A 23542-nucleotide genomic window follows, 5' to 3' on the forward strand; every position below is an offset into this window, starting at 1 on the left:
GAGCAAATCCGCATAACCCAAACTTATGCCTCGGACGGCAAAGTCTCTCTGGCCCGTGGGATTTACCGATCCCCGTGGTAGCAGGATGATCCCCGCCCCTTGCACGCAGTGCTTGCGGCAGGGGGTTGGAAAGGGGCTGCCGGCGTGGCAGCCGCGGCGATCCCTTTCTACGGCTGGTGATAGATGTCTATAATGGGGCGACGGCGTCGGCCCGATAGGGAGTGCCGTCTGACGAGTTCGTGGCAAGTGGCGGTCGCGAGCTCACGTGAGGTCTGGATTATTTCGCATTCTGCCCTGACCAAGGAGACTCCTCGTGCGCGCACTCGCATTTTTTACCGCCACTCTGCTCGGCTTGTCGGCGTTGGTAACCGGCTGCACTCAGCAGCCCGGCGCAAAGAAAACCGCCGCAAATGTCACGCGTGTCGACGCGGGTCATGACGCTCAGAAACGTGCGCAAACGGCGCTCATCAACGCCAAGCCCGGCGCGGTGATCGAATTCGGCGAAGGCAAGTTCGATTTCGACGCCACGCTCTCGTTGGAAGACGTCAGCGACGTCACCATTCGCGGGCAGGGTCCCGATAAGACGATTCTTAGCTTCGCCAACCAACAGCAAGGGACTGGCGGCGAAGGGCTGCGGGTTAAGTGCCCTGAGAATATTGCGATCGAAGACCTGGCCGTCGAAGACGCCAAGGGGGACGCCGTCAAAGTTCAGGACACCAAGAAGATCGCCTTTCGCCGGGTACGCACGGAATGGACCGGTGGCGCTAAGGAAACCAATGGCGCCTACGGAGTTTATCCGGTGCTTTGCTCGGACGTGTTGATCGAAGATTGCGTTGCGATCGGCGCCTCTGATGCCGGCATCTATGTCGGCCAGTCAGAGAATATCATCGTTCGCCGCAATCGAGTCGAGAAGAACGTGGCCGGCATCGAGATCGAGAACTCGGTCAATGCCGACGTCTATGAGAACACGGCCACCGACAACACGGGCGGCATCCTGGTCTTTTCGCTGCCGGATCTGCCCAAGAAGGACGGCCGCAGCTGCCGCGTGTTCAACAACACGGTGGTCAGCAACAACCACGACAACTTTGCCCCCAAGGGAAACATCGTGGCCACGGTCCCGCCGGGCACCGGCATGATGATCATGGCCAACGACCAGGTCGAACTGTTCGATAACAAGGTCGAAACCAACAAGAGCACGGGGCTGCTGATCGTCAGCTACTTGATCAATCAGAAGCCGATCAAGGACGACAAGTACGATCCTTACTGCGAGTCGATTTACATCCACGACAACAAATTCGCCAATAACGGCGACAGTCCTGCCGGCGACCTGGGCGGCATCCTGGGCAAGATCCTGGGAACGCCGTTTCCGGACATCATGTACGACGGGATTCGCGACGAAAAGAAACTTGTCGATGGCGAGTTGCCCGAGGCCAAGCGGATTCGGATTAGCAACAACGGCGATGCCAAGTTTGTGAACTTCGACGGCGGCGCGTTGAACGCGGCCGCGGTCTTTGCCAACAAGAAACCGAACATCGACCGCGAGTTGAAGTCGTACGAAGGCGCGTTATCGGCGTTGTCGCCCGTCTCTATCGCCGGCGTGAAGTGAGCCAGCCGTGCCTGTACACCGCTGCTGTCGTTTCTCCCGCACACGCGTGCGCTGGCTGGCGTTGCTGCTATTAGCGAGCGGCTGTGGCACGGGTACGTCCGTGCCACAGCCTGCCGACGCTCCGCCCGAAAAGCTCTCGGCCTACGGTTTATTCGTCGGCAACGGTGCCACGCAGCAGCCGGTCGAGGGCGTGATCCCCTATGACTTGAATTCGGCGCTGTTTTCGGACTACACGACCAAATATCGGTTCGTCAAATTGCCGGCCGGCAAGAGCGCGACGTACAGCGCGGACGAAGCCTTCGATTTTCCAGTCGGCACGCTGATCGCTAAGACTTTTGCTTACCCGGTCGACGCGCGGCGACCTGAATTGGGCCAGCGATTGTTGGAAACGCGCATTCTGGCGCATCAAGCCGACGGTTGGGTAGGCCTGCCCTATATCTGGAATGCGGAACAGACCGAAGCCACGCTGGATGTGGCCGGCACCACGATCAACTCTGGTTGGATCGATGCCGCCGGCAACGAGCGTACGAACAATTACATCGTGCCCAATGCCAATCAGTGCAAGGGCTGCCACAAGCAAGGCGAGACCATGTTGCCGCTGGGCCCGAAGGCGCGGCACCTGAATCGCGATTTCGCCTACACTCATGGCAGCGAGAACCAGCTTGCCTATTGGACCCGCAAAGGGGCGCTCGTAGGTGCTCCGGCTCCTGACAAGGCACCGCGGCTGGCTGCCTGGGACGATCCCGCTAGCGGCACGCTCGACGCGCGGGCCCGCGCCTGGCTGGAAATCAACTGCGCCCACTGCCACAATCCACTCGGGCCGGCGCGGAATTCGGGACTCGACCTGATGGCCTCGCAGGCGAACCCCACGGCCTATGGAATTCTCAAGCCGCCGGTGGCCGCCGGACGGGGCTCGGGCGGCTTGGCGTACGATATCGTACCGGGCAAACCTGAAGAATCGATCCTGGCGTTTCGCATCGGCTCGATCGACGCGGGCATTATGATGCCGGAATTGGGCAAACGGCTCATCCACCAAGAGGGCTTGGCCCTGGTGCGAGACTGGATCGCCGCCATGTCCGAGTTGGGCAAGGAACCGCGCGAGGGGGCCGGCGGACAGTAACACCCGGCCTGAAACATTCAGCCGGCGAGCCGTGGCGGACCGCTTGCGAAAGCGGCAACACGATGCCAACGAGCGACGTGTCGCGGGACGGGGTTGGGCGGCATCGACCTTCTGATATGCTGTAGTTACATGGTCGCGAGCATCGAATACATCGAAGGCGTCATCGCCACTTACAACAAGGCGACAAAAGCCAATCTGGACACGCCTTCGCGCGAAGGGAACGTCGTTGTCTTGTCGTCCGAAGTCGGCGACGACGTGATGATCACGGCCGATCTGCACGGCAATCGGCGGAATTTCAACGCTATCAAGCGCATCGCCGACTTGGAGCATCATCCGCGGCGGCACCTGATCATGCAGGAGGTCTGCCACGGCGGCCCCACCTATCCGACCAACAATGGCGATATGTCCCACGGCATGCTGGAGGACGTCGCCAAGCTGAAGGCGGCCTATCCGCAGCGATTTCATTTTCTGCTGTCGAACCACGAACTGGCAGAGCTGACCGACTATCCGATCCTCAAAGCGAAGAAGATGCTGAATCTGATGTTTCGCTTGGGGCTGCAGGAGATGTACGGCGCCGCGACGGAGAAAGTGCGCGAGGCCTACACTGAATTTCTGCGCAGTTGCCCGCTCGCCGTGCGTCTGCCCGGCGGCGTGTTCATCTGCCACAGCCTGCCCGAGCAGGTCGATTTGCGCGGCTTCGATGCTACGATCTTCAAGCGACCGTTGGGCGCACTGGATTTGAAGGAGCAGGGAGAAGTATTCCGCCTGGTGTGGGGGCGCGACTACCGCCCGGATAATGCCAAGGCGTTCGCCAAGAAGGTCAGCGCCACGACGCTGATTCACGGCCACGAGCCCTGCCCGGCGGGCTACGCGGTGCCGAATGACATGCAGATCATCCTGGACTGCTGCGGCGAAAACGCCACGTACATGCTGGTGCCGCTCGACAAACAGTTCAACCACGCGGATCTGGTGGCTCGGATTCAAAAGCTAGTCTAGCGGCGATCCACGAGGCCGCCGATTCATGCTACGCGGCGCGCACTGCCTTTACCGATCACCGCGCCCTGCGCGCATTATTCCTAGGCGCCTCCGCAGCGACACAAGACGGGCGCCGTTGTTTAAGCACGCTGGAAACATCCACAGATGACGCAGATTACGCAGAGACAAAAGGCGTAGGTCCGATCGACTCCGAGAAATCCATTTCCGATGGGTCGGCAGCGACGCCTGGCCCCTGGCGTTCGTTCTGCGAATCTGTTCCGGTCGCTCGCTAGCACCTTCTGCAAGCGGCCTTGGCCCGTTGCGGTGCTTCTGCTACAAGTTGCGGCTTGGATTGCCTGGAAGGGACGGCAAACCGTGCGGCGTCGATTGGCCGCGCGCCCAATGAACGACTCAACTCGCGCCGGGGGGTTCACGGATGAACAACTTTAGCAGGGCGCTGCGCCTCACGCTGCGTCATCGATGGACGTTTGCCGCGTCCATTGTTTGCGCCTTGGGCGTAGCCGTGTTATGGGGTGGCAGCATCAGTGCCATCTATCCCTTCGTCGCCGTGGCGCTCGAAGGTAAGTCCCTGCAGGAATGGGCCGACAAGTCGATCGATCAATCGCGCGCCACCGTCGAGAAGCTCACCAGCGAACAAGACGCGATTAACCGCGAGGTAAAAGATGTCACGGAACTTTCGCCGAAATCGAGAAACAGGCTCGACAAAATCGAACGCCAACTGACGGCCGAGCAGGGATGGCTGGCAGGCTTTCAGTGGCTGCGCGACAAGGTAATCTTGCCATACCTGCCGCACGATGCCTTCAAGACCGTCGTAATGATCGCGATGGTGCTACTGGTGAGCACCTTCGTAAAGTGCGTGTTCTTGATCATCAATGCGATCCTCGTGTCGCGGATCGTGCAACTGGCGATCTTCGATCTCACCAAGACGTTCTACCGTCACACGCTGCGCATGGATCTGGCGCATTTCAGCGCCGAAGGGGCGAGCGACCTGATGAGTCGCTTTACCTACGACATGGAATGCCTTGCCAACGGCCTGCGCGAGCTGTTCGGCAAGTTCATCCGCGAGCCGCTGAAGATGATCGCCTGCCTGGCCGGCGCGGCCTGGATCAGCTGGCAATTGCTGGTGTTGTCGTTGTTGGTCGCCCCGCTGGCCGCGGTCTCCATCGGCGCGCTGTCGAAGGCGCTCAAACGGGCCAACCGCCGCGCGATGGAAGAGATGTCGCAAATTTACAGCACGCTCGACGAAACGCTGCAAGGAATCAAAGTCGTCAAGGCGTTCACCATGGAACGCTACGAACGGCGGCGCTTTCACATCAACAGCAAGCAATATTTCCGCAAGTCGATGAAAATCGCGCGGTATGACTCGCTCACCCGACCGCTGGTGGAAATGCTGGGCATCTCGACGATCCTGGTGGCGCTGTTGGCCGGAGCGTATCTCGGCATCAATCAAGAAACGCACCTGTTTGGCGTCCGCATGAGTGAGCGACCGCTGGGGATCGAGGGACTGATGGCGTTTTTCGGCCTGTTGGCCGGGGCCAGCGACCCGGCCCGCAAGCTCTCCGAGGTCTTCAGCCGAATTCAACGGGCGAGCGCCGCCGCGGACCGTATTTATCAGCTCATCGATCGGCAACCAAAGGTCATCGATCCTGTCCGCCCGGTGCCGCTCGGACGGCATCGCAAGGAACTGGTCTTCGATCGCGTGCAGTTTCACTATCATCCCAGCCAGCCCGTGCTGCAGGATATCGACTTGCGGATCGCCTTTGGTGAGACAATTGCCATTGTCGGACCCAATGGCTGCGGCAAGACGACGCTGGCGAACCTGATTCCCAGGTTTTACGATCCCGTCGGCGGCAACGTGCGGATCGATGGGATCGATCTGAGGGACGTCCGCCTGGGAGATATCCGTTCGCAAATTGGTCTGGTGACGCAGGAAACGCTGCTGTTCGACGACACGGTCTCGAACAATATTCGTTACGGCTCCCCCCATGCGACGCAACAAGACGTCATCGAGGTGGCGAAGCAGGCGCACGCCCACCGGTTTATAGAGACCAAGCTCGAACGAGGGTATGAAACGATTGTCGGTCCCCGCGGCAGTTTGCTGTCGGGGGGACAGCGACAGCGGATCGCCCTGGCGCGGGCCATCCTGCGCGACCCTAGCCTGCTGATTCTGGACGAGGCCACGAGCCAGATCGACCTGGAAAGCGAACAGCTTATCCACAAGGTGCTCGAACAGTTCATCCGCAACCGAACCACCGTCATCGTGACGCACCGCATGGCCACACTTGCCTTGGCCGATCGGATCGTAGTGATGCAGGGGGGGCGGATTCTCGACGTCGGCACACACGAAGAATTGTTGCAGCGGTCCGAGCTGTACAGCCGTCTGTACAGCATTCAGTTCAAAGAGACCGCCTGACGTTGCTCGCTGGCGTTCTTGGCATCGCGTCTAAATCCCCTTCGCAGTTCATGTGCGAGGCGTGCTGCGCGCTTCGGCACGCAGTTTGCTTAGATAGGGAATCGCTAGTCTGACGTGACAAAGCTAATTTCCAAGCTTGCGAAGAGGCTCGGAGCAGGGGAATAGCAGTCCGGGGCCGGTTGAGAAGAGAGGCGAACAGTGCAACGGTAAGGTGGGCGAAAAGTTGGCCAATAAGCCTGAAAAGGCGGGGTCGCGCAAGCCCTGATGACCAACAGTTCGATCGGTTAGCGAGGAGCCGATAGTAACCCACTGAAAAACGAGTCGAGAACCTAAGCAGGGCAGACGGTTCTCGACTCGTCCCGTTGCCGATAAGGTGTATCGGTTTTGAACAAGTGTTGCAAAATCATACACTTTCGACTGTTCCGAAATGGGAACGACAAGTCGACGAAATAGCAAATCTGAAAAAGAATTTGCCAAATCGCCCTCTTCCACACGCTCGTCGAGGCCAGTCGCAACATGACGAGGCCCAACATCGGGTTTAGAATCAAGCACGTACGACGTGCCGATTCCCGTTGGTCTCGAAGTCCTCTTCTCGTTCCCTTCAGCATGGGATCTGCCTTGACCATTCTCCGAGTTGTACGTGGACGCGCGCCGTTGGCGCTAGTCGTCTTTGCCCTGGCGACCGCGCAGGCATTCGCTGTCGAGAAGGCCCCCAATCGCGGCCTGCCGGCAGCCGCGCCCACGACCGACAAGAACGCGCGCAAAGGGGATACGACTGAGGGGACCACGACCAAAAGCGCGACCACCGATGCGGAAATCATTGCGCTGATAAACACCTCAATAAAGCAAGGGTGGAAAGACGCTGGCGTCACGGCATCGCCGGCCGCATCGGATGGCGAATGGTGCCGGCGCCTGTACCTCGACGTGCTCGGACGCATTCCGACGGTCGACGAACTGACGGCATTCACATCGGAGAAGTCGCCCAACAAGCGTCGTGCCTTGGTCGATCGATTGCTCGAATCGGACAAGTATGTCGAAGAGTACGCGCGCAACTGGACGGCGCTGTGGACGAATCTGCTGATTGGCCGTCCGCCGCAGCAACGCGATCGCCGCAGCATGGTCAATCGCGAAGGCATGCAGCAATGGCTGCGTCGTTCGTTCTTGAAGAACAAAAGCTACGACACCATGGTGTACGAACTGGTCAGCGCCACCGGCTGCAGCAAGCCGGGTGAGGAGGGTTACAACGGCGCGGTGAATTTCTTGCTCGACAATTTGCAGGAGAACGCGGCCACGGCCACCGCCAAGACGGCCCGCTATTTCCTCGGTCTGCAAGTGCAGTGTACGCAGTGCCACAACCACCCGTTCAACGAATGGAAGCAGGATCAATTCTGGGGCATGAACGCCTTCTTCCGGCAGACCAAGGCCCTGCGCACGTTCGCTGGGCGTAACGAAATCGACTTCGTTCGATTGGAAAACGAAGATTTCCCCGGCGAAAGCAATAAAAACCCGAAAGAAGCCGAGATCTATTTCGAGCTGCGCGATGGCACAACGAAGGTGGCCTTTCCGACGTTCGTCGACGGCACCGAAATCGGCCACAGCGGTTTCGCCGACGAAGTAAATCGCCGCGTCGAGCTGGCCAAGCTGGTCGTCAAAAGCGAGTTTTTCGGCCGGGCCATCGTCAACCGCTTGTGGGCCCACTTCTTGGGCTACGGCTTCACCAAACCCATCGACGATCTGGGCCCGCACAACGCGGCCACCAATCCCGAATTGCTCGAGCGGTTGGGACAAGAATTCTCGGCACATGGGCACGACTTGAAGCAACTTATCCGCTGGATCACCCTCAGCGAACCCTATGCACTATCGAGCAAGATCGGGCCGAAGAACAAGCGCGACGACCCGACGCTCGGCGAGAAGCCGCTGTTCAGCCACTTCTATTTGCGCCAGATGCGCGCTGAGGAGCTGTACGAGTCGCTGCTGGCCGCCACCGAGGCCGACAAGGTCAAGGGGAGCTACGAGCAGCAGGAGAAGACCAAGGGGGCCTGGCTCGAACAGTTCACGATCGCCTTTGGCACCGACGAAGGGGACGACGAAACGACCTTCAACGGCACGATCCCGCAAACCTTGATGATGATGAACGGTGACCTGATCCAAAACGCCACGAAGGACGAGCCGGGCAGTTTCCTGCACAAAGTGTGGACCAGCAATATGAAGGCCGGGGGCAAGATCGACGTGCTGTATCTGGCGGCTCTGGCGCGCAAGCCCACGGCCAACGAATTTCGGCTAGCTAACGAGTTGCTGGCGGCACGCGGCGGCGACGGCATGGCGGCCCTCCAAGACGTGTGGTGGGCACTCCTCAATAGCAACGAGTTTATTTTGAATCACTAAGCGGCGATGGGAAGCACCGGCAGCTCGGATTGGGCTGCCCAAGATGTCGAAATTGGGACGGATTCGTCGGCGGAGAGTTTAGCGCGTAGAATTATCCCTAGCGAGTTCACCAGCCAGGTCGAGAGTGAGGAAATCGCCATGAATCGATTGTTCAAGACTCCCACGGGCATGTCCCGCCGCCATTTCCTCGAACATTTGGCGGGCGCATCCGCGCTGACCTTGCCCGCGGTGAACTTCACTAACTCCCTGGCCGCCAATGCCAAGGACATGAAGAAGCGCCACAAAGCAGCCATCCTGCTGTACATGGGGGGCGGGCCGAGCACGATCGATATCTGGGACATGAAGCCGGGCACCTCTACCGGAGGCAACTTCAAGCCGATCGCGACCACCGGCGAGATGCAGATTTGTCAGCACATGCCACTGATGGCCAAGCAGATGAAGCACATGGCTGTGGTCCGCTCGATGAGCACGCGCGAGGCGGATCACACGCGCGGCCGCTATTACATGCATACCGGATATGTCCCGAACCCCACGATCGAGCATCCTGGCTACGGCTCGGTCGTGAGCCACGAGTTGGCCAGCCAGCTGGGCGACTTGCAGATTCCGCCGTTCGTCTCGGTGGGGGGCGGCAGTGTAGGGCCCGGGTTTTTAGGAATGACCTACGCTCCGTTCGTGGTCGATTACAACGGCGACGTGCGCAACGCCGCCACGGCGCTCAAGCAGGATCGCCTGGAACAGCGAATGTATATGTTGGCCTCGATCGAAAAGGGCTTCATTGCTCAAAATCGGGGCGACGCGGCCGTCGAACATCAAAAGGTATTGCAGAAGACGGTCTCGCTATTCACCAGCAAGCAGATGGGGGCATTCAAGATCAACAGCGAGCCGCAAAAGACGCGCGAGATGTACGGCCGCGGTGGTTTCGCCAATGGCTGCCTGATGGCGCGCCGCCTGGTCGAAGAGGGAGTTCCCTTCGTCGAGGTCGATCTGGGCGGATGGGACATGCACAACGGCATCTTCCCGGCCATGGAGCGCAAGCTGGGCGAGCTCGACAAATCGATGAGCGCCTTGATCGAAGATCTCGATCAGCGTGGCATGCTGGACGACACGGTTGTGCTGTGGATGGGTGAATTCGGTCGCACGCCACGCATCAACGGCACGGCCGGCCGCGATCACTGGGCCCGCGCCTGGAGCGTGGCCGTGGGGGGCGGCGGCATCAAGGGGGGCAAAGTCGTCGGCGCCACCAACGAAGACGGCACCGAAGTCACGACCGATCCCTACAAGAGCGAAGACCTAATGGCCTCGGTTCTGAAGGCCCTGGGCGTCTCGCTGGAAACCACGTTCACCAGCAAAAACAATCGCCCCATGAAAATCGCCAACAGCGGCCGAGTGATCAAAGAGCTGTTTGCGTAGAGCGGGGTAAGCGACTGCTCAAGCGAACGACGCGCTACTGCCGCTCCAGCAGTTCTGCCAGATGCAAGACTTCGAGCTTGTGCCCCAGCCGGCGCAGGCGGCCGCCGATGTTCATCAGACATCCGGCATCGGTCGATACGACCGCGTCGGCCCCGGTGGCCGTGATGCAGTTCACCTTGTCGGTCACCATAGCCGTGGAAATCTGCGGGTAGCGGACCGAGAATGAGCCGCCAAAGCCGCAACACTGGTCTTGGCGGTCGATGCCCGCGTACGTCAGCCCGTCGACATTCTCTAGCAACCGCTCGACTTCGGTGGTCATCCCCAGCCCGCGCAGGTGGCAGGCGTAGTGATAGGCAACCTTGCCGGGGTAACGCGCGCCGACCTGCACGACCCTCAAGTGATTCACCAACAGATCGGCCAGCTCGAAGGTGCGTGCCGCCAGGTCCGCGGCCCGCGCGTGCCAGCGTTCGTCGTGGGCCAGCAGATGCGGATACTCGATCTTGACCATCGCCGCGCACGAGCCGCTGGGAACAACGACCGTCTGACCATTGTCGAAGACTTCGATCATCTGCTTGGCTTGCTCGCGGGCCAGGTCGGCAAAGCCCGAATTGAAGAACGGTTGCCCGCAGCAGGTTTGCGCCTCGGGGAAGTCGATTTCGTGTCCCAGCCGGCGCAGCAGGCGCACCGTGGCGCGACCGACTTCCGGCCGCAACACATCCCCCAGGCAAGTGATGAACAGTGAGAGCTTCATGCGCCGCCCATGTTAGCAGGCGCCCGCCCGGCACGAAACGGCCTGATGCTGATCGTGCGGCCGTGTGTGGTGAACATGGATCCGCAGATAACGCAAGCTTTCGTACGCAAGCCGGTTCTCTACGGACGCATTAGCGATGGACATGCCACGGCACGGACGACTGTCCGAACAACGATTGCGAAGTCCAATTCGTGTTTGGGTCGCTGGGTCGAACGAAGCGAGTCCCCAGTTTGTCGCCAAAATCTGCGGGCGGCGAATACGCCGACCCCCGGGCACCCATCGACTTTGCAATCCTCCTGTCACACATTCGCGGATACTAGAGTTGTTCCGCCGCCAGCATTCGATCGAGCGCCGTTAGCGCCACCGCCCACGATGTTGGAGATTGTCGAAATGTGCGCCACCAATCGGCGAGAGTTTCGACCAGTTGCGCGGCATGCTCCGTGCGCTCGGGCTCTGCCAGGCGCCAGGCGTCGATCGCCAATTTCCAGCTCAGCGGATCGCTGCGAGCCAGCTCGACATACTCGGCCGCTTCGAGCGCCGCCGGCAGCAGCGACAGTCCTGCCAGCCGGGGAAGGCGCGCGGCAGACACCGACTGGCAGAATCGTGGCTGGCCCATCGGCAAGGCCGCAATCAACCACCCCAGCCGCACGACCTCGGGGAGTTCGGCGTGCGGATTGGCAAGCATGGTTTCGATCGACAAGGAATCGTAGGGCAAATACACCTGCCCACCGCCCCCGGTGATGGGCAGAACGGCCAGCACGTTCGCGTGGGGAACTTGCAATTCGGCCGCGGTCGCCCGAGAAATAGCTGCCAACAGGCCGGGCCCACGCGACTCCCATTGCTCGCGCAACAGGCGGCTGCGTAGATCGATCTCGGCGACGGTATTCGGCACCTGCTGGCCGCCGATCTTTTCAATGACCAGGATCGCGGCCGCCAGTTCGGAAACGAATTCCTCCGTCGGGCGTTGGCCGGTGGCGCGCCGCGCGATGTTGCCGGCAAGTTCGCGCTGATTTTCACTGAACGTAGTTAGTGGCACGACATGGTCGAAGAACGCCTCCAGCGAGATCGAATGGGCGGTCAGCAAGGTGGTCAAATTCCGTACAGCCTCGGCCAGCGCCTGCTCCCAGCGTGCATCGATCAAGGGTACACCGCGTGCCAGCATCGCCGCGGCGTACAGGGCACTGGCCGACGCACTGGAAATCCACGTTAATTCCGTCACGCTGCGTCTCCCACCGGATTACGGCTGCCAGTCCCCCGTGGCACATCGTTTGGGGCGATGCGTTTCGCTTGAATGTTCGCTACAGTTGCGATTTTTTAAGGCTTGGCGCGGCGATTTCTAGCATACCGCGCGGCAATTGTGAGCGTGGGCGACGGCACCGCGGCGGCGGCGAACGCGAAATCACGCTCGACGCTGGGGCAAAGTCGTATAAGATACCGTATTCGTCGCGATTTCTTTGCCAGGAGCCTAGTGCCGATGCTCGACCAGCAGGTGAAGCCTTGGACCGTGTCCGATGCCGCGGAAATGTACGAAGTCGGACGCTGGGGGGCGGGCTATTTTTCCGTTAATCAGGCAGGCCATCTGCTCGCGCATCCGACCAAAGATCCGCAGCGATCGATCGACTTGAAAGAGCTGATCGACTCTTTGCAGCTGCGCGGCATTGATCTGCCGATCCTGGTGCGTTTTGCCGACGTGCTCAAGCATCGCCTGAGTGAGATCCATTCCGCCTTTCAACAGGCGATGAAGGAACACCAGTTCCGGGGGAACTACTTCTGCGTCTATCCGATCAAGGTGAATCAGCAGCGGCAAGTCGTGGAAGAGGTGCTGAACTTCGGCCGCCCGTTCCATTTCGGTCTCGAGGCCGGCTCGAAGCCCGAGCTATTGGCCGTGGTGGCGCTCGCCTCGAACGACACGCCGATCATTTGCAATGGCTTCAAAGATGCCGAGTTCATCGAGATGGCGATGCTCGCGCAAAAGATTGGTCGCCGAGTCATTCCGGTCGTGGAAAAGTACACCGAGCTGGGCCTGGTGCTCGAGTACGCGGCCAAGGTCGGGGTGCGCCCGCAGATCGGCTTTCGCGTCAAGCTGGCGGCCAAGGCCGGCGGACGTTGGCAAGGCTCGGGCGGTTTCCGCTCGAAGTTCGGCCTGACCGTGACTGAGATCCTTCGCGCGCTCGAAGAGCTCAAGCAGCACGGCATGGAAGATTGCTTCAAGCTGTTGCACTTTCATCTGGGTAGCCAGATCCCCAACATTCGCCACATCAAGCAGGCGCTCAACGAAGCGGCCCGCGTCTACGCCGAACTGTACAGCCGCGGCGCAGGGTTGGAGTATCTCGACGTAGGAGGCGGACTGGGCGTCGACTACGACGGATCCCAAACCAACTTCGAGTCGAGCGTCAATTATTCGCTGCAGGAATACGCCAACGACGTCGTTTATCACATTCAAAGCGTCTGCGACGATGCGGGCGTTCCTCATCCCACGATCGTGTCGGAAAGTGGTCGGGCGATCGTCGCCTACCACAGCGCGCTAGTGTTCAACGTGCTGGGCGTTTCTGGCTTGGGCGAAAGCGATGTGCCGAGCGAGCCGCCAGCCGATGCCGAACAACCGATTATCGATTTGTACGGCACGATGAATGCGCTGACGGCGCGCAATGCGCTGGAAAGCTATCACGACGCCCAACAAGCGCTCGACATGGCCATGAGCCTGTTCAGTGGCGGCTACCTGCCAATCGGGCAACGTAGCCTGGCCGAGAACCTGTTTTGGGCCATCTGTCGTAAAATGCAGCGATTGGTGCGGCAGCTCGACTTCGTGCCCGAGGACTTGCAAGGGCTCGACGCGTTGTTGAGCGAGACCTACTTCTGCAACTTCTCGTTGTTCCAGTCGATGCCCGATAGTTGGGCCATCAAGCAGTTGTTTCCGGTGATGCCGATCCATCGCTTGAATGAGCAGCCAACGCATCACGCGGTGCTGGGCGATATCACTTGCGACTCGGACGGCAAGATCGACTCGTTCATCGATCGTCGCGACGTAAAACGCACGTTGCCGCTGCACGCCTTCAACGGAGAGCCCTACTTCCTAGGAGCGTTTTTGCTGGGCGCTTACCAGGAAATCCTGGGAGACATGCACAACCTGTTCGGCGATACCAATGCCGTACACGTCAGTCTGGGCGACAATGGCGAGGTGGTGCTCGAGACGGTGATCAAGGGTGACACCGTGCGAGAGGTGCTGGACTACGTCGAATGGGATCCCAACGACTTGGTCCGCCAATTCCGCAACGATGTGGAAATGGCCGTTCGTGAAAATCGTGTCGACTTCCAACAGGCTGGCCGCATGATCCGCTTCTACGAAGAAGGACTGCAAGGCTACACCTACCTGGAAGACGCGCGCGAATAGCTACGCCGATGCCCGACCCCACCCCCGTGCGCGGTGTGATCTTCGACCTGGATGGCACGCTCGTCGATTCGGGTCTCGATTTCGATCTTATGCGCCGCGAAATGGGAATCACGCCGGGTCACTCCCTGCTCGAGGCGATCGACCTGCTGGGCGAGCCGGAGGCCGTTCGCTGCCGTGAGATTTTGGCCCGCCACGAATGGGCTGGCGCCAACGCAGCGACGCTGATGCCGGGGGTGCCAGAGTTTCTCGCGGCACTCGTCGAGCGCGGCCTGCATCGCGCAGTCTTCACCCGCAACAGCCGGGCGGTGGCGCTGGCCACGCTCGAGCGGCTGTCGCTGGATTTTGAAACGGTCGTAGCCCGCGAAGACGCTCCGGCCAAGCCTGACCCGACGGCAATTTGGCGAATCTGCGAAAACTGGCGATTACGCCCAGACCAGATCGTTTTGATTGGCGACTTCCACTTCGACATCGAAGCGGGGCGCCGTGCCGGCACACGCACGGTGCTTTATCTAGCTGGACGCGAACCGACTCACACCCCCGGCGCGGTCGAGGCCGACTTCCGGCTGACGTGCTTCCGGCATGCGGCTGCATTGTTGGCATGGATGTCCGAACCGCTCTAGGGCCGGTTAGCCAAAGCTGTTAGAATCCGCCGCCACTTTTGCTGGCAACCTCGTGCGCTGGCGGGAGAAGCTCGCCGAGTCGAGCCGCGATGTTCCCACGAGCGTAACACTAAGAATTACAAAATCGCCAGAGTCTGGCGGCCAGCCGCCGACGCGGCGCACGTTGCCGCTGTTAACCCACGTACCTTGCAAGGGAAGGCATGGTCATGTTGTCGCGATCCGTGGCGTGGGGATTGGTTCCGGTCCTCGCTCTTTTCCTGGCGTCGCTGTGCGTGGCGCAGGACGCTCCTCCCACCAAACCCTTGGCGCCGCCCCGTACACAGCAAGCAACTCGAGCCCCCGGCACCGCAGTTAAATCCCCAAACGCCCCCGCGGCAGCAACGAAGGCTCCTGGTGTACTGCGCCCCCCGGCATCAACCGGACAGGCACCGGCGCCCACACGGCAGGGCAAGACCGCTCCTGGCCCAATCAAGCAAGTGCAACACCAAGAGCAGGCAATTCCCGCGCTCTCGCCGCAAGAGCAGGCCGAACTGGACCAGGTCTTGATGGGATGGGAGCGCGAAAGCGATAAAGTGAAGACGCTGACGGCCAACTTTACGATGTGGGAGTACGATGCCGTCTTCGGGGCTCCGTCCGCGCCAGGACAGCCCCCCAAACCCAAGCGCTCGTGCGAAGGCCAAATTCGTTTTGCCGCGCCCGACAAGGGGTCGTACGAGGTTACCAAGGGAGATCAAGAACGTTGGATGTGCGATGGCAAGTCGATTTACGAGTTCGACTACAAGCAAAAGAAGCTGAAGGAATACCGGCTGCCGAAAGAGTTGCAAGGCAAATCCATTACCAACGGACCACTCCCCTTCGTCTTTGGTGCCAAGGCCGAATCGATGCGGCAGCGATATCTGATGCGAATCTTCACTCCGCCCGAAGAGAAGAATCAGATCTGGATCGAAGCGTGGCCGCGGTGGCAACAGGATGCCGCCAACTTTCACCACGTACACGTCATCCTCGACCAGAAGGTCATGCTGCCGCAAGCCATCCGGGTTTATTCGCCGAACCCACAGAACTACAAGGTCTATGGCTTTGATAGGACGAATGTGAACGGAACCTGGGATCAGATCAAAGATTTCTTCGATCGGCCCCGCGCCCCTTTGACCTGGCAACATGTCGTCGAAGAACCGCCGGCCGCAGCCCTGCCGGCTGAACGCCCACCGCAAGCTCCCACGGCCGACGCGCGCAACAAGGTCATCCCGCCCCGTCCGCCGGCGGTAAAGAAGTAACGCCGCGATCTTCTCCAACCTGGACGATGCTCCAGCCTTCCTGATCGGACGGTGCCGGTTCTCGGTACGTGCTGCGCGGCAGAGTTACGAAGATGCAGTGTTACGAGGATCCGGTGCCGCAAGATGCTGTCGACCTTAGCGGGCCCGCTAAACGGGAGTTTCGTGGCGCACAACCTGCCTGCCCCATCGTCTTATCCCGCAAACCTTTACTTTAGGGTCCGTACCAGATGCACGCCGGGTGGTCAGGGGCGCGAATTGACTCGCCCCGGGGCGCACCTATAATCAAGCGTTGCCAAAGGCCAAAGTGCGTAACTACTTACGCTGCTTTGGCGTAACACTTTGCGCCGCGCCGCATCATGGGATCGTGGTCGATCGAACGGAGTTGTCTCAGACACCCAACTAGGCCACCGGCCGAGTTGCTGGTCGCGGTCAGCCCCTTCTTACTCTCGTTACTCTCGCTGTGCATTTGCCTGGTCGACGGGTCTGTTTGGGCTCAGGAGCAGGTCGAAAACCCCGCAGCGGCCGCCCCGGCAGAAAAGCGCGTCGGCCGCCTGGTGCGGATCCCGATGCCGATCACCGACAAGGTCGACAACCACATTCGCCGGGTGGTCGATAGCGTGGTTACCGACGCGAAACGTGCCGGCGAGTGGCCGGTATTTATCTTCGAGATCGAACCTGGTCGGGCCAATTTTGGGCAGGCCTATGACCTGGCGACGTTTCTCTCCAGTCCCGCGCTCAATGGGGCAACCACGGTTGCCTGGATACCCAAGACTATAACCGGTCACGCAGTGCTGGTGGCGATGGCATGCGACGAGATCCTCATGAGCCCAGATGCCGAAATCGGCAAAGCGGGCGAGTTCGAGCGGGTGATCGAGCCCTCGGTCCGCAATGCCTATGTCGGCATTGCCAATCGACGAATGAGCATCCCCTCGGACGTGGCGCTGGCGATGCTCGATCCGGCAGTTGAATTGGACTTGATCGAGACCGACGTCAGTCGCGAGTACGTGCTGGCGTCGCGCCTCGAAGAGCTGCGCAAGCAAAAATCGTTCGAAAAGCCCAAGGTCATCAAGCCGGCCGGCCAGCCTGGCATTTTCTCGGGCACCATGGCCTGGGAATTGGGCTTTGTGAAAAGCCTGGCTGAAGATCGCGGCGATGTGGCCAAGGCGCTGGGATTATCCCGCGATTCGGTCGAGGAGGATCCCTCACTGGATGGCGATTGGCGGCCGGTTCGGATCGACATCAAGGGCCCGATCACCGCCAAGGTTACGGAACAAGTTCAAAGCTTGATTCAGAACCAGATCCATGATCACGACGCCAACTTTTTCTGCCTGTGGATCGACAGTGCCGGAGGGTCGCCGACCGACAGCATTAATTTGGCCAACTTTCTTGCCACGTTGGACGCGGGGCAGCAGCGCACCGTGGCCTACATTCCCGCGCAAGCGCGGGGCGACGCGGCATTCGTCGCGCTGGCAGCGGATCATATTGTGATGCATCCGACTGCGACTCTGGGTGGGCAAGGCGAGTCAGAGCTGAACGAGGCCGAGGTCAAGCTCACATCGGCCTCGCTGCGCAACATCGCCAAGCGCAAGGGACGCTCGCCGGCCTTGGCCGCCGCCATGGTCGATGCGGAAGTGCCAGTGTTCCGCTACACGCGCGTCCGCGATGGATTAATTGAATATTTCACGCCCGAGGATCTGGCCGGCGGCGCCGATGCCAATGCCTGGCAGCAGGGGGCGCAGATTGGCCGCCCGGGCCAGCCGCTGGAGTTGACCGGCGAAGAGGCCGAGCAATACGGCGTGGCGCGGCACCTGGCGCGTGATTTCAATGAATTCAAGTCGCAATACGGTTTAGAAGGAGACCCGGCGCTGGTTGAGCCAAGCTGGGCCCACATTTTGATCGACGCGCTGAATTCGCCCGGCGTGAGTTGGCTGTTGCTGCTCATCGGCGGCGCCGCGCTGTATGCCGAGTTACAAAGCCCAGGAATCGGCCTAGGTGGCTTGATCTCGGCGCTGTGCTTCTTGCTGTATTTCTGGATTGCTTACCTGGGGGGCACGGCCGGCTGGCTTGAGGTGCTGCTGTTTGCGTCCGGCATCATGTGCCTGCTGCTCGAAGTCTTTGTCCTGCCAGGACTGGGAGTTTTCGGCCTGGCGGGCGGGATCCTGATGATCGTCTCACTGGTCTTGGCCAGCCAGACGTTCGTCCTGCCGCGGAATGCCTACCAAATTGCGCAACTGCGCAATTCGCTGCTGCTATTGACCACTGCCGGCGGTGGAGTGGTGGTTCTGGCCGTGCTGATCAACCGCTACCTGCCCCACGCGCCACTGTTCAATCGGATGATGCTGGCTCCGCCTACGCCCGAAGAACTGTCCGTCATCAACGCGCGTGAGGCAGTCGCCCAATTCGAGCATCTGCTAGGATGCCAGGGAGTTACGACCACTCCCCTGTTACCCAGCGGCAAGGCACGGATCAACGAAGAGATCGTTGACGTAATCGCCGACGGCGAGGTCGTCGAGCGGAACCAGACGGTGCGGGTTGTCGAAGTTCGCGGGAATCGCGTCCTCGTTCGCCAAGTGACCTAGAAGCGGGTGCAAAACCCCGTTAAATCCCAGGGAATAGCCAGGGTAGGTTGAACTTGTGCAATAGTAATGCTTCCCCCCTCATGCAGCCTGTTCCCCGATGGGGAGTGGATTTTGATATCTTGCTCTAGAATACCAGTCGCGACTTGCACGGCCGCCCGCTTCGCAGAGCGCGAATGATTCCGGCCGACGACTTTTCCTCGTATTCTATAAGGGCATACAAGTCCGCTCACGGGAACGAAGACGCGGCCGAGACCGCCACGAGCGGACGGAGGAGAATCGGATTTGATCATGGACTATCTGGTCTGGGCGGGCATTCTGCTTTCGATCGGCCTGGCGCTGGCTATGCTCGAGGTATTCGTACCGTCGGGCGGACTGCTAGGGTTCCTTTCGCTGATGTCGCTGCTGGCCGCCGTGATCATGGCCTTCAGGCACGGCCCGTGGTCGGGGATCGGATTTCTGGGCGCGGCGGTCTTTGCCGTACCGGCGGGATTAATCCTGGCTCTGCAGTGGTGGCCCAAGACGCCGATGGGCCGGCGCATCTTGCTGCCGCTACCGACGAGCGACGAGGTGCTGCCCGACAGTGACAGGCGCCGCAATCTGAAAAGCCTGGTCGGTAAGATTGGCAAAGCCAAATCGCTGATGTTGCCCAGCGGCGCCGTGGACGTCGAAGGGACGACCGTCGACGCGCTGAGCGAGGGGATGGCGATAGAGGCCGGTGCGTGGGTGAAAGTGGTCGAAGTGCGTGGCACACGGGTCGTGGTGCGCCCCACAGAACAGCGCCCTGCCCCCCCCGAGCACGACGACACGCTAGACCAATCGATTGAATCCCTGGGATTGGATCCCTTTGAAGATCCCCTTTCCTGATAGGGAGTTGCGGCTGGGCTTACGGGGCCTAAATGCGCCGCTACAATTTACCGTACCGCACCAAGGCCCGTCCGGCGTACTGCCCGGCGCGCCGTCATCGCTGATTGGGGATACGGTTTTATGGAAGTCTTCGCCCAGGCCAAACTTGGCGACTCGAGCATCGGCAATGTCGTCTGGATCGTGGCACTGTTTGCGCTGCTGATCGGCGGCCTGGTATTCTTCGCCATCTTTGCGCGATACTTCCGCCTGTATGTGCAGAGTGTTACTACGGGCGCGGGCATCGGCATATTCGATCTATTGGGCATGACCTTTCGCAAGGTGAACCCCACGGTCATCGTGCGTAGCAAGATCATGGCCGTGCAGGCCGGTCTCGGAGAATCGACCGGCATTACCAGCAAGGCGCTCGAGGCCCATTACCTGGCCGGCGGCAACGTACCGCTAGTGATTCGTGCCATCATTGCTGCCAACAAGGCCAAGACGATTGATCTCGACTTCAAGCTCGCCACGGCCATCGACCTGGCCGGACGCAACGTGCTAGAGGCCGTACAGACGAGCGTCTATCCCAAGGTGATCGATTGCCCGCCGCGCGGAGCCGCGCGGCAAACGCTCGATGCCGTCGCCAAGAACGGCATCCAGTTGAAGGTCAAAGCCCGCGTCACAGTGCGGGCGAATTTAAATCAGCTCATCGGCGGTGCGACCGAGGAAACGATTATCGCCCGCGTCGGCGAAGGCATCGTCAGTGCAATCGGTTCTGCCGAAACACACTTGGAGGTGCTGGCGCAGCCGGACCGTATTTCAAAGGCGGTGCTGGCGCGCCGGTTGGACTCGCAAACGGCATTCGAGATCGTCTCGATCGATATCGCCGACATCGACGTGGGCGAGAATATCGGAGCCCGCCTGCAAGCCGACCAGGCCGAGGCCGACATGCGCGTCGCCCGGGCCAACGCCGAAGGGCGGCGGGCGATGGCGGTCGCACAAGAGCAAGAGATGGTCGCGCAAATCGAGGAAAGCCGTGCCAAGCTGGTCGAGGCTGACGCCGAGGTTCCCAAGGCGATCGCCGACTCGATCCAGGCCGGCAAGCTGGGGATCCTCGACTATTACAAGCTGCGCAACGTGCAGGCTGACACCGAAATGCGCATGGCCATCGCGGGTAGCGGTACGGGGCAATCGCGCAACGGTCAGAAGGCGCAGCAATGAACGCAATCGTTCCGATCTGGGCCGACGCGGAATGGATCAAGCTGGTCATTCCGATCGTCATGTTCTCGATTTACATCCTCAATATGCTGCTAGGCGCGAAATCGCCAGCGGCAAAACAGGCCAGGGCCCGCCAGCAAGCCCGCGTCAATCCGCCCCCACCCCCCGCGGCGGACAAGCAGCGGGTTGAGGACGAAGTGGGCGAGTTTTTGCGTCGCGCGGCGCAACAGCGCAGCGGCAAAGAAAATCGTCCGGCGCCAGCCGCTCAACCCGCCAAGCCACCAAAACCAGTCCGCAAGCCTCTGGCCGAAACGGCGGCCAGCCGCGAAATTGCCACGCCGACGGCGGTCGAAGGCCGCCCGCGGACGCTGGCCACGAGCATCACCGAGTCGTATGCCCGACGAAACCAGCCCGAGCGCCCGGTCGCCTCGACCGAAATCACGCAATCGGTCGAGTCGATGGAGTCTCGTCTCGCCCAGACCTTCGATCACGCACTGGGCGCGATTTCGGGATCACCGGCCGGCGGCGAGAAAACTCCCGCCATGCCCATGTCGAGCACGGCGAACGAGTTGGTGGCCATGTTGCGCGATCCGCAGAGCATTCGCGAGGCGATCGTGATTAGCGAGGTTCTCCGCCGGCCTGAAGAGCGCTGGTAAGCAGTCTTCTCTGGCACACTCTCGGTTTCGCGGCTGGCATCCCTGCTTGCTGCCGAATCTTGCTGATCGATGACAGGGCGTGTTAGCGCCGCTATACTCCCGGCGGCAGCAGTCTTGGCGCAATGGTTTCTCGCGCTAAACTTCGCCCTGGATCGTGGCGGTATCCCACCTTCGACTTCGCGACAAAGAGAGTAACGAGCGATGGCAGTTTCTGCGGTGATACCTGGCAAAACGCGGCTTGGTTGGATTGGCACCGGAGTCATGGGGGCCAGCATGTGCGGGCACCTGCTGGACAAGGGATTTGCCGTCACGACCTACAATCGCACCCGCAGCCGAGCCGAGCCGTTGCTGGCGAAAGGGGCTCATTGGGCCGATTCGCCCAAGGCTGTGGCCGAGGCTGCGGACGTGATCTTCACGATCGTCGGTTACCCGAGTGACGTGCGCGACGTGGTGCTTTCGCCGCAGGGAACGCTGGCCGGATGCAAGCCGGGCAACATCCTGGTCGACATGACCACCAGCGAACCGTCGCTGGCCGAGGAAATCGCCGCGGCGGCCGGCAAGCGCAACGTACACAGCATCGACGCCCCGGTCTCGGGCGGAGATGTGGGCGCGCGCGAAGCGCGGTTGTCGATCATGATCGGCGGTGATAAGGATGTCGTCGAGGCCCTGCGACCGTGCTGGGAGGCGATGGGAAAAACCATCGTACACCAAGGGGGGCCGGGCGCCGGTCAACACACCAAGACTGTGAATCAGATCCTCATCGCTTCAAACATGATCGGCGTCTGCGAGGCACTGTTGTACGGCTACCGCGCCGGGCTCGATTTGCCGACCGTGTTGCAATCGGTGTCCCCCGGAGCAGCCGGCAGTTGGTCGTTATCGAATCTTGGACCGCGCATCATCGACAACAACTTCGCGCCGGGGTTCTATGTCGAGCATTTCATCAAAGACATGGGCATCGCCTTGAGCGAGTCGAAGCGCATGAACCTGTGCATGCCGGGATTGGCATTGGCGCACCAGTTGTACGTGGCACTTGCGGCGCAGGGGCACTCGCGCGACGGTACTCACGCCTTGGAATTGGCACTGGCCAGCCTGGCAGGCATCGACTGGAAGAATCGCTAAAACCGGCGCTATCAAACTAACTGCCGGGCGGATTTCTATTCTCGGGGTGCGCAGGTCGCCGATCTTTGACGGCCGCTGCTGGCGACCTACTGTTAAGCGGCTTCGCCGCATGTTGGCCTACCCCACATTTCGCAAGCGATCGTACGACTGTTACGGCCCTTGACCAGCCGCACGCAGTAGAACGATCGCTGGCGACGCACCGCCCACCTTGGTTTACGGTCGACCCAGCCGGACCGCAATTGGCGAGCGCTCCGACCATGCCCACCGATCAACTCTCAATCCAACCGCTTCCCGGCGCCGTCCCCAGTGACACGGGTGACCGCATCCTGATCATCGACGACGACGAAAACATCGTCGCTGGTCTATCCCGGCGGTTAATCCAACAGGGCTTCAGCGTGACGCTGGCGGCCACGGGCGCCCAAGGCAGCACGACGGCCCATCGCGACCATCCGGACCTGATTATCCTCGACCTGCGACTGCCTGATACCGATGGCTTTTCGGTTTGCCAGGAATTGGCCGACGCACCCGATACCTGCGGTACGCCCGTGATATTGCTGTCGGGTATGACGCGGCCCGACATTATCCGCCGTCCGCGGGCGGCGGGATGCCAGTATTTCGTCCGTAAGCCATGCGATCCCGGCACGCTGCTGGCGTTGATTCGGCACTCGATCGACGAATCGCGACGCTGCCAATGTGCCCCGGGAACCGGTCCAGCGCCTCAAATCGTGGGCCGCCCTTGAGCGGGGCTGCGCCGATTTGCTATGATCCCGTAGCGGCGCATCTGCCGCACAGCCGTCGGTAGCTGATAATTCGCGGCTTGCCAGCTAGCTTCAACACATTCGGAGACGCGCGTGGGAACGAAGAAATCGGGAAAAGGGCGACGCAAAGTAGGCCGCAAGAAACGCCGCATGCGCGCCAAAATCCGCCATCGCAAGGGATAGGATTCCCGAATTTCTTCTCGTCGTCGTCGGGGGCTTGCCATTCGGCCCGCGCTACGGCTGATGCGTGCGCCAGTGTTAACTGCCGAAGGTATCAAATGCCAACCGTTGCCGCGTACGGATGGCGTCAGGACTTGAGCATAATCCTGCGCTTTGTTGGCCTGTTTTCGCGCATGGCGCCGTTCGTTGCCGGTGCCTAGGCGCGTGCTAAACTTGAGGGTCCTGG

At 60.8% G+C, this 23542-nt stretch carries 17 protein-coding genes; 15 read left to right on the plus strand and 2 right to left on the minus strand.

Annotated features, from left to right (window positions below):
* The first annotated feature begins 313 nt into the window (after positions 1-313).
* From VGG64_13930 to VGG64_13955, 6 genes are all read left to right on the plus strand, one after another.
* A complete protein-coding gene (locus tag VGG64_13930) occupies positions 314-1606 on the plus strand; it encodes a parallel beta-helix domain-containing protein (protein ID HEY1600703.1) in 1293 nt (430 codons plus the stop codon).
* 7 nt (positions 1607-1613) lie between these two features.
* Positions 1614-2726: an SO2930 family diheme c-type cytochrome gene (locus VGG64_13935; protein ID HEY1600704.1), complete on the plus strand. Its 1113-nt coding sequence runs from the start codon at positions 1614-1616 to the stop codon at positions 2724-2726.
* Positions 2727-2855: 129 nt separating this feature from the next.
* On the plus strand, positions 2856-3722 hold the full coding sequence (locus tag VGG64_13940) for a metallophosphoesterase (protein ID HEY1600705.1): 867 nt from the start codon (positions 2856-2858) through the stop codon (positions 3720-3722).
* Positions 3723-4137: 415 nt separating this feature from the next.
* A complete protein-coding gene (locus VGG64_13945; protein HEY1600706.1) occupies positions 4138-6135 on the plus strand; it encodes an ABC transporter ATP-binding protein in 1998 nt (665 codons plus the stop codon).
* A gap of 606 nt (positions 6136-6741) precedes the next feature.
* Positions 6742-8520 (plus strand): DUF1549 domain-containing protein, encoded by a 1779-nt coding sequence (locus VGG64_13950; protein ID HEY1600707.1) that lies wholly within the window; start codon positions 6742-6744, stop codon positions 8518-8520.
* A gap of 138 nt (positions 8521-8658) precedes the next feature.
* Positions 8659-9930: a DUF1501 domain-containing protein gene (locus VGG64_13955; GenBank protein ID HEY1600708.1), complete on the plus strand. Its 1272-nt coding sequence runs from the start codon at positions 8659-8661 to the stop codon at positions 9928-9930.
* A gap of 34 nt (positions 9931-9964) precedes the next feature.
* Here VGG64_13955 and VGG64_13960 read toward each other — a convergent pair whose 3' ends face one another.
* Together VGG64_13960 and VGG64_13965 are read right to left on the minus strand one after the other, a co-directional pair.
* Positions 9965-10681 carry a (Fe-S)-binding protein gene (locus VGG64_13960; GenBank protein HEY1600709.1) on the minus strand — a complete coding sequence of 239 codons (717 nt, stop codon included), beginning with the start codon at positions 10679-10681 and terminating at the stop codon, positions 9965-9967.
* 316 nt (positions 10682-10997) lie between these two features.
* Positions 10998-11900, minus strand: coding sequence for a hypothetical protein (locus VGG64_13965; protein HEY1600710.1), 903 nt, complete (start codon positions 11898-11900; stop codon positions 10998-11000).
* A 255-nt stretch (positions 11901-12155) separates the two neighbouring features.
* On the opposite strand from VGG64_13965, the gene speA reads away from it, so the two are divergent.
* From speA to VGG64_14010, 9 genes are all read left to right on the plus strand, one after another.
* Positions 12156-14072 carry a biosynthetic arginine decarboxylase gene (speA, locus tag VGG64_13970; GenBank protein HEY1600711.1) on the plus strand — a complete coding sequence of 639 codons (1917 nt, stop codon included), beginning with the start codon at positions 12156-12158 and terminating at the stop codon, positions 14070-14072.
* 8 nt (positions 14073-14080) lie between these two features.
* Positions 14081-14692, plus strand: coding sequence for an HAD family hydrolase (locus tag VGG64_13975; GenBank protein ID HEY1600712.1), 612 nt, complete (start codon positions 14081-14083; stop codon positions 14690-14692).
* A 206-nt stretch (positions 14693-14898) separates the two neighbouring features.
* Positions 14899-15966 carry a TIGR03009 domain-containing protein gene (locus tag VGG64_13980; protein HEY1600713.1) on the plus strand — a complete coding sequence of 356 codons (1068 nt, stop codon included), beginning with the start codon at positions 14899-14901 and terminating at the stop codon, positions 15964-15966.
* A 356-nt stretch (positions 15967-16322) separates the two neighbouring features.
* Entirely contained in the window at positions 16323-18545 is a 2223-nt protein-coding gene (locus VGG64_13985) for an NfeD family protein (protein HEY1600714.1), read from the plus strand.
* Between the two features lie 288 nt (positions 18546-18833).
* The gene (locus tag VGG64_13990) at positions 18834-19409 is read left to right on the plus strand and encodes an NfeD family protein (protein ID HEY1600715.1); all 576 of its coding nucleotides are present in this window, start codon (positions 18834-18836) and stop codon (positions 19407-19409) included.
* A gap of 120 nt (positions 19410-19529) precedes the next feature.
* Positions 19530-20606: a flotillin-like protein FloA gene (gene floA, locus VGG64_13995; GenBank protein ID HEY1600716.1), complete on the plus strand. Its 1077-nt coding sequence runs from the start codon at positions 19530-19532 to the stop codon at positions 20604-20606.
* Positions 20603-21259 carry a hypothetical protein gene (locus VGG64_14000; protein HEY1600717.1) on the plus strand — a complete coding sequence of 219 codons (657 nt, stop codon included), beginning with the start codon at positions 20603-20605 and terminating at the stop codon, positions 21257-21259. The genes floA and VGG64_14000 overlap by 4 nt, the downstream gene beginning before the upstream one ends.
* 201 nt (positions 21260-21460) lie before the next feature.
* Positions 21461-22378, plus strand: coding sequence for an NAD(P)-dependent oxidoreductase (locus tag VGG64_14005; GenBank protein ID HEY1600718.1), 918 nt, complete (start codon positions 21461-21463; stop codon positions 22376-22378).
* Positions 22379-22635: 257 nt separating this feature from the next.
* Positions 22636-23118, plus strand: coding sequence for a response regulator (locus tag VGG64_14010; GenBank protein HEY1600719.1), 483 nt, complete (start codon positions 22636-22638; stop codon positions 23116-23118).
* The last annotated feature ends 424 nt before the right edge of the window (positions 23119-23542 follow it).

It is taken from the genome of Pirellulales bacterium (genome assembly GCA_036490175.1).
GTDB lineage: Bacteria > Planctomycetota > Planctomycetia > Pirellulales > JACPPG01 > JACPPG01.